The sequence below is a fragment of the Methylobacterium sp. Leaf361 genome (genome assembly GCF_001424445.1).
Classification (GTDB): Bacteria; Pseudomonadota; Alphaproteobacteria; order Rhizobiales; family Beijerinckiaceae; genus Methylobacterium.
The window spans coordinates 1-7671 of sequence record NZ_LMPY01000060.1 but is presented as its reverse complement, the minus strand read 5'-3'; the positions used below and the strand labels follow the sequence as shown (position 1 = coordinate 7671).

Genomic DNA, 7671 nt, shown 5'->3' with positions numbered 1-7671 from the left:
CCGCCCGGCAATCCCGCCGGCCAATCCCGCCGCTTGTCAGAAGATGGCTCAGCGCCCGGTCCACTTCCGCGGCCGGCGCCGATGAGCCGGGGTATAGATCCACGGTTCCCGGCCGTCAACACCCTTTTTGCCGACCGGCGCGGCGGGCCGTCCGGAAGCCTCGCGGTGGATCGTCGTGGTCTTTCCCGCGCCGGGGCTGGCGCTCGGGAGCAGCACGCCTCAATCTCGACACGCTGGGTCGTGAGATGAGATTGCCGGGGGCGGATGTCGCCTCCGGTATGGTCGAGCCCGGCCTCAGCGCCGCGGATCCCGCGGGAACGCCCGTTCGCCATCGTCTTCTCAGGGCCTTCGAGTGAAGCGCGAGCGACTCAAGATCGGCGACGTGGCCGCCCTCCCCCCGGCACGCGGGGTGCATGAGCCTCTCGACCATCTCGGCGCGACCGCGACGCAGATCGACCGACGCGCCGTCAACCTCCGCTGGCTCTGCGCCAGCAGCCTCACCGGCCTGACCGGCGCCGGTCTGATCGCTGCGGCGCTCCAAGTGTCCCTCCAGGGCGACGTTTCCTTCGCGGCCATTCCCGAGAAGGCGGCGATCATGCCCCGCCCCCAGCCGAGCGAGAGCGGCGCCAACATCGCCCGCAAGGGCGACCGGCTGGTGCGCAACCTCATGATCGCCTCGGCCAAGCAGAGCTTCAAGGCGCCGGTCACGGTCCGCCTCGGCGACCGCGAGATCATCAAGGCCAAGGCCTTCGTGCGGCTGACGACGCCCCTGTCGATGACGACGGGCGTCTACGCCGCCGAGCCGCCCCGCTTCGACCCCATGAAGTTCGTCTCCGACGAGCCGCTGGAGCGCGCGCCCGATGCGTCCGCCGACGCCCCCAGCGCCGAGGTCACCGTGGTCAAGCGCGAACTCGCCGACGCTGCCGTCGACGCCAACGCGCCCGCCCTCAGCGACGACGACGTCACCGCGCAGGTCGAGGAGGAGCGCCGTATCGCCGCCGAGGCAGGGCGCCGCGCCGCCATCCCGATCGCCCCGCAGATCATGCTGTCGCGGACGCTCCAGCAGGGCGCGGCCGGCGACGGCGACGGCGACGGCGCGGCGCCGAAGGACGCGAACCCCTTCAAGTCCATCGAGGTGCTGGTCGTCCCGGAGAACGTCACGAAGGTCGCCAAGGTCGAGCTGAAGGCCAACGAGGCGCCGCTCGTGGAGGAGCGCGATCTCGCGCTGAAGCGCGGCGAGACACTGGAGACCACGCTCAAGGCCACCGGCCTCGCGAACGACGATGCCGTTCGCGGCATCGTCGCCGCGCTCGGGGGCAAGACCCGCACCGCTGCCCTCAACGAGGGGCAGCCGATGCGCGTCCAGGTCGCCCCCGGGCCCCGTCCCGGCGATCCCCGCCAGGTGACGCGCGTGGTGCTGTACGGCGAGAACGGCATCGAGGGCATCGCGGCCCTGAACGACCGCGGCGCCTTCGTGTCGGTGGCGCCCCCCGCCGAGGAGGCCCCCTCCCCCAAGGGACAGCCTCAGGCGGAGGCCGGCGAGGACGAGGACGAGGATTCCGGCTCCGGGCCGCGCCTGTACCAGAGCCTCTACGAGACGGCCGCGCGCCACGACCTGCCGCGGGCCACGGTCGAGGACATCGTCCGCGTCTTCAGCTACGACCTCGACTTCCAGCGCCGCATCGGCAGCGGTGACGGGCTCGACGTCTTCTACAGCACTGACGACGAGGCCAGCGCCGATCGTCCGGACCTGCTCTACGCGGCGCTGACGCTCGGCGGAGAGACCCGCAAGGTCTACCGCTTCCAGTCGCCGGACGACGGCACGATCGACTACCTCGACGAGCAGGGCCGGTCGCTGAAGAAGTTCCTGCTGCGCAAGCCCATCGCGGACGGGATCATGCGCTCCGGCTTCGGTTACCGCCGCCACCCGGTGCTGGGCTACGCCAAGCTGCATACGGGCGTCGACTGGTCGAACCCGATCGGCACGCCGATCATGGCGGCCGGCAACGGCGTGGTGATCCGCGCGGAGATGACCTCGGGCTACGGCAACCGGGTCGAGCTGCAGCACGTCAACGGCTACGTGACGACCTACAACCACATGTCGCGGTTCGGCCGCGGCATCCGCGAGGGTGTCAAGGTCCGGCAGGGCCAGATCGTCGGCTATGTCGGCTCGACCGGCCTGTCGACCGGCGCGCACCTCCACTACGAGGTGATCATCAACGGCCACTTCGTCGACCCGATGAAGATCCGCGTCCCCCGCGGCCGGGAGCTCGACGGGCGCCTGCTCGCCGACTTCAAGCGCCAGCGCGAGCAGATCGACGCCACCATGCAGAAGTCGAAGAGCGCGACCGCCCTCGCCCAGCGCGACGCGGCGGTCCGCTGAGAGCGCGCGCTGCCGTTCAGGCGAAGCCGAGCCGGGCGCGGACAGCCTCGGGCGTCGCGCCGGCCTGCCGGAGATCGGCGAGGGATCGCGAGCCGCGCGACTTGGCCAGCTTCTCGCCCCCGGTATCGAGCAGCAGCGCGTGGTGGCGGTAGCGCGGGACCGGCAGGCCGAGCAGGGCCTGCAGGAGCACGTGCAGGTCGGTGGCCGCCTCGAGATCGCGGCCCCGCACCACGTGGGTGATCCCCTCCGCCGCGTCGTCGTGGACCACGGCGAGGTGGTAGCTCGTCGGCACGTCGCGCCGGGCGATCACCGCGTCCCCCCAGCGTGCCGGATCCGCCGCGACCCGGTGCGCGCCGGCCGTGTCGAAGGCGACGTAGCCGTGGGTTGGGCCGGCGCGGCGCAGGGCGGCCGCCATGTCGAGCCGCCAGGTATGCGGGTCGCCGCGGGCGATCCGGTCCGCGGCCGCCGCCCGGTCCAGGTGGCGGTAGGTGCCGGGATAGAGTGGCACGCCGTCCGGATCGCGGGCGCCGTCGCCGCCGGAGGCGACGCGCGCCCGGATCTGGCCGCGTGAGCAGAAGCACGGATAGGCGAGCCCGCTCTCGATCAGCCCGTCGAGGGCGGTCCGGTAGGCCGCCATGTGCCGGGACTGGTGCCGCACCGGTTCGGGATAGGTCAGCCCGAGCCAGGCGAGGTCGGTGACGATCCCGTCGACGAAGTCCGGCTTCGAGCGCGCGGGATCGATGTCCTCGATCCGCAGGCGGCAGACGCCCCCCATCCGGGCGGCGAGGTCCGCGTTGAGCAGCGCCGAGTAGGCGTGGCCGAGGTGCAGCCGTCCGTTCGGGCTCGGCGCGAAGCGCAGCACCGGAGCCGCGGCGGTCACGGACCGGTCCGGCAGATCACCCGTCCCGGCGGGACAGGCACTGCGGCGCGCCGGGCTGGCAGGCGATCCCGGGCAGCGAGCAGGCCGGCTCCTCCGCCAAGCGCCGGCAGACCTTGCAGCCGTCGGTCCACTCGAGGCAGGCCGGATCGTCGGCCGCCGACACCGCCGGCGACGCGTGCCGCGCCGGCGCCAGGGCGCCGATGAGCACGGTGGCGATCACGAGGACCGCGATGCCCCAGGCGGCAAGCGCGCCGCTCGACGAGCGCGGTGCGGGCGACGGAGGGCTGACGGTCGACATGGGCCTCCTGTTGGCGCGGGACCCGCCCGCCTGTCAACGCGCGCTCAGGCGGCGCGCGCGGATCGGCGCTCCAGCAGCGGCGGGAGCAGCTTCAGATTCAGCGGCTTGGCCAGGAACCCGTCGAAGCCGGCCGCCCGGGCGGCGGCCTCGTCCTCCCGGCCGGCATTCGCGGTCAGCGCGACGAGGTGGAGGCGGTCCGCGCCGCCCGCTTCGGCGGCGCGGATCCGACGGGCGGTCTCGTGCCCGTCGAGGCGGGGCATCCGCACGTCGATCAGCGCGAGGTCGAAGGGGCCGTCCGTCTCCAGCCGCGCGAGGGCCTCGAGGCCGTCGACGGCGTGGATCACAGTGGCGCCGAGGCGCTCCAGGGCCCGGGTCGCCAGCAGGGCGTTGATCGGGTTGTCCTCGGCCAGCAGGATCCGCAGGCTGGAGCCGACGCGCGCCGGCTCCGCCGCCGGCGCGGTCGCGGCCTCGACCGGGCCCGTCGACGCGAGCAGGCGCTCGAACAGGGAGCGCGGCCGGATCGGCTTGATCAGGTAGCCGTCGAAGCCCGCCGCGCCGGGGGACCCGAAGCCGCGCCGGTCGAACGGCGAGAGGAGTACGAGGCTGGTGCGGACCCCGCAGGCGCGGGCCGCGTCGGCGATCTGGCGCACCGCCGCGTCGCCCAGTGCCCGGTCGGCCAGCACCGCGTCGAAGGCCGCGCCCGACAGGGCGTCGAGGCCCGATTCCAGGCTGTCGACGATCACGGTGGCGGCCCCGGCCCGGGACAGGCTGCGGGCGAGGTACGGGGCCTGGAACGGCGAGTCGGCGACGATCAGGCAGCGCCGCGGGGCGAGTGTCGGCAGCGGCGCGCGCCCGCTATCTTCGGCCGCCGCCACCTCGGCGAGCGGCAGCAGGACCCGGAAGGTCGAGCCCCGGCCGAGGCGCGAGTCCGCCTCGATCCGCCCGCCCATGCGGGTCACGAGCCGCCGCGTGATGGCGAGGCCCAGCCCCGTGCCCTCGTGGCTGCGGCTCGCGCTGCCGTCGCCCTGCTCGAACTCCTCGAACAGGATCGGCAGCCGCTCCTCCGGGATCCCCGGGCCGGTATCAGCCACGGCGAGCACGACCTCGCCGCCGGTCCCGGCCCGCGCGAAGCTCAGGCTGACGCCGACGCCGCCGCGCTCGGTGAACTTGATGGCGTTGCCGGCGAGGTTGATCAGGATCTGCCGCACCCGGTCGGCGTCGCCCAGGATCGCGGCCGGGAAGTCCTCGGCCACGTCGAGGGCGATCTCGATGCCCTTGTCCTGGGCGCGGGGCGCCAGCAGCTCGACGACCCCCTCGGAGAGGGCCGGCAGGTCGAAGGGCTCGGCCGCGAGGTCCAGGCGCCCGGCCTCGATCCGCGAGAAGTCGAGGACCCCGTCGATCAGGCCGAGCAGCGCCTGACCGCTGGTGCGCACCGCCTCCACGTAGGTGCGCTGCTCGGGGTTCAACGCGGTCCCGAGCACGAGATCGGCCATGCCCAGGATGCCGTTGAGCGGCGTCCGCATCTCGTGGCTCACGGTCGCCAGGAAGCGGGATTTGGCGACGCTCGCCGCCTCGGCGCGCTCCAGGGCCGCGTCGCGGCTGCGGATCGCCTCGACCCGCGCGGTCACGTCCCGGCCCGCCCGCAGCCAGTGCGTCGCGTCGCCGTGCGCCACCGGCATCTCCACGAAGGCGAACCAGCGCGCCCGCCCGTCCGCCGTCCGGACCTGCGCCTCCAGGCGGCGGACCCCGTCCGGCCCGATCTCCACGGCGTTCCGGTCGAGGATCTCGAGATCGTCCTGGGAGCCGATCAGCGCGATCGGCTCGCGGCCGAGGAGGCGGGCGAAATCCTCGTTGGCGTAGGTGATGCGCCCGCGGGCATCCCGCTGGACGATGATCTCGGTGGTGGCGGCCACCAGGGCGCGGTAGCGGTCCTCGCTCTCGCTGATCCGCCAGAGGCGGTCCTGCAGCCGCTCGGCCTCGCGCTCGGCGCGCCGCGTTCCGAGCCGGCGCCAGAGGCCGAAGGCCAGTGCGGCCGCGGTCAGGAGCGCCAGGACAGGCGCCAGCGTGTCGATCATTCCGGCCTCCCCGGCATCGGGCCGGTCCGCTGCAGGATCGCAGCCGAAGCTGAAGGCGGCGTTGGGAAAGGCCCTTAACCGCCGGTTGCGGACTTCGCGGAGTCCGCGGCGGAATCCGCGGCGGAGTCCGCGACGCGGCGCGGGATCAACGGTACCGTGCGGTGATCCGAGAAGCGGCTCGCGAGTTGCCTGCCAGGACGCAGGTCCGGACGGAGACGGTACATGCCCGGTGAGCACTACGACGTCATCATTGTCGGGTCCGGTCCCGGCGGCGGCACGATGGCGTGGCGCCTCGCCCAGACCGGCAAGCGCATCCTGCTGATCGAGCGCGGCGACTACCTGCTGCGCGAGCCGCGGAACTGGGACAGTCAGGCGGTGATCGTCGACGGCTACTACCAGGCCAAGGAGACGTGGTACTCCTCCGACGGCAAGAGCTTCCACCCCGGCCTGCACTACTACGTCGGCGGGAACTCGAAATTCTACGGCTCGATCCTCTTCCGCCTCCGCGAGAAGGACTTCGCCGAGATCCGCCACCAGGACGGCGTCGCGCCGGCCTGGCCGGTCGGGTACGACGTCTTCGAGCCGTACTACCAGGCGGCCGAGGAGCTGTTCCACGTTCACGGCCTGCGCGGCGAGGACCCGACCGAGCCCTGGTCGACGAAGCCCTACGCCCATCCGCCGGTGGCGCACGAGCCGCGGATCCAGGAGCTGTTCGACAACCTGAAACGGGCGGGCCACCACCCGTTCCACCTGCCGGTGGGCGTGCGGCTGGTGGAGAAGGACGGCCGCGCGGTGCCGACCTCGCCCTGCATCAAGTGCGAATCGTTCGACGGCTTCCCCTGCCCCACCAACGGCAAGTCGGACGCGCAGACCATGGTGGTCGACCCCGCCCTGCGCGACTGCCCGAACCTGACGCTGCTCACCCGCACCTACATCGAGCGCCTCGTCACCGACGCCTCCGGCCGCACCGTCACGGGCGTCGTCGGGAACCGCGACGGCGCGCCGTTCGAGGCCTCGGCCGACATCGTGGTGGTGGCCTGCGGCGCCCTCTCCTCGGCGCTGCTGCTGCTGCGCTCGGCCAGCGACCGCCACCCGAACGGCCTCGCCAACGGGTCGGATCAGGTCGGGCGCAACTACATGCGCCACAACAACTCGACGGTGCTGGCGATCTCGAAGGTCCCGAATCCGACCCGGTTCCAGAAGACGCTCGGCCTCAACGACTTCTACTTCGGCGATCCGGACCCGAAGGACGGCTGGGACTTCCCCCTCGGCCACATCCAGATGGTCGGCAAGTCGGACGGCGCCCAGATCCACGGCGAGGGCCTGCCGGGCTTCCTGCAATGGTTCCCCGACAAGCCGTTCGACTGGATCGCCAAGCACTCCGTCGACTTCTGGCTGACCTCCGAGGACGTGCCGCTGCCGCAGAGCCGGATCTTCTACAAGGGCGGCAAGGTCCATCTCGACCTCACCGAGACGAACGTCGAGGCGCACAAGCGGCTCCGGCAGAAGCTGCGCGAGATCTGCAGCTTCACCGACATCCACCCGCACCTGTTCGACCGCTCGCTCTACCTGGGCAAGAACGTCCCGATCGGCGGGACGGCCCACCAGGCGGGGACCCTGCGGTTCGGCGCGGATCCGAGGACGTCGGTGCTCGACACCAACTGCAAGGCGCACGAGCTGGACAACCTCTACGTGACCGACGCCAGCTTCTTCCCGTCGATCGGCGCCGTGAACCCGACGTTGACCATCATCGCCAACGCCCTGCGGGTCGCCGATCATCTCGTCGCCCGGATGGGCGCCCGGGACGCGATCGCGCCGCCCCGGCTGTTCGACCACACCGAGCCGCGCGAGCCGCTGCCGGCCTGAGGACCGGCGGGACGCGGACCATCGCTCTCCCCGGCTCGTCCCGAGGTGCCGGCACCGGACACGCGTGATCGTCCCCGCGCGCGCGTGGCGCCGGGGGCATGGCCCGGGAGGCGAGCACGAGGGACGCGGGACGCCGCGGGAACCCAGGTGTCGGCCAAGTACGCGCGGG

At 72.7% G+C, this 7671-nt stretch carries 5 protein-coding genes; 2 read left to right on the top strand and 3 right to left on the bottom strand.

The genetic code is table 11. From position 1 onward, the window contains the following. Positions 1–352 precede the first annotated feature (352 nt). Complete coding sequence (locus ASG32_RS28150) at positions 353–2383, top strand: M23 family metallopeptidase (RefSeq protein ID WP_056532877.1); 2031 nt, start codon at positions 353–355, stop codon at positions 2381–2383. Between the two features lie 16 nt (positions 2384–2399). On the opposite strand, the gene gluQRS is transcribed toward ASG32_RS28150, so the two are convergent. Genes gluQRS through ASG32_RS28135 form a run of 3 tightly spaced genes read right to left on the bottom strand, consistent with a single transcriptional unit; the run spans position 2400 to position 5636 of the window. Further along, the gene (gene gluQRS, locus ASG32_RS28145; RefSeq protein ID WP_056532874.1) at positions 2400–3263 is read right to left on the bottom strand and encodes a tRNA glutamyl-Q(34) synthetase GluQRS; all 864 of its coding nucleotides are present in this window, start codon (positions 3261–3263) and stop codon (positions 2400–2402) included. A gap of 16 nt (positions 3264–3279) precedes the next feature. Further along, entirely contained in the window at positions 3280–3561 is a 282-nt protein-coding gene (locus ASG32_RS28140) for a hypothetical protein (RefSeq protein ID WP_056532872.1), read from the bottom strand. 44 nt (positions 3562–3605) lie between these two features. Further along, positions 3606–5636 carry an ATP-binding protein gene (locus tag ASG32_RS28135; protein ID WP_056532869.1) on the bottom strand — a complete coding sequence of 677 codons (2031 nt, stop codon included), beginning with the start codon at positions 5634–5636 and terminating at the stop codon, positions 3606–3608. Between the two features lie 222 nt (positions 5637–5858). Here ASG32_RS28135 and ASG32_RS28130 point away from each other — a divergent pair, with 222 nt between their 5' ends. Next, positions 5859–7502, top strand: coding sequence for a GMC family oxidoreductase (locus ASG32_RS28130; protein WP_056532866.1), 1644 nt, complete (start codon positions 5859–5861; stop codon positions 7500–7502). Positions 7503–7671: the final 169 nt, after the last annotated feature.

Bases quoted from the DNA above. Each gene is read 5' to 3' on its own strand.
- ASG32_RS28140 (WP_056532872.1), bottom strand. From the start codon at position 3,561: ATGTCGACCGTCAGCCCTCCGTCGCCCGCACCGCGCTCGTCGAGCGGC.
- ASG32_RS28135 (WP_056532869.1), bottom strand. From the start codon at position 5,636: ATGATCGACACGCTGGCGCCTGTCCTGGCGCTCCTGACCGCGGCCGCA.
- ASG32_RS28130 (WP_056532866.1), top strand. From the start codon at position 5,859: ATGCCCGGTGAGCACTACGACGTCATCATTGTCGGGTCCGGTCCCGGC.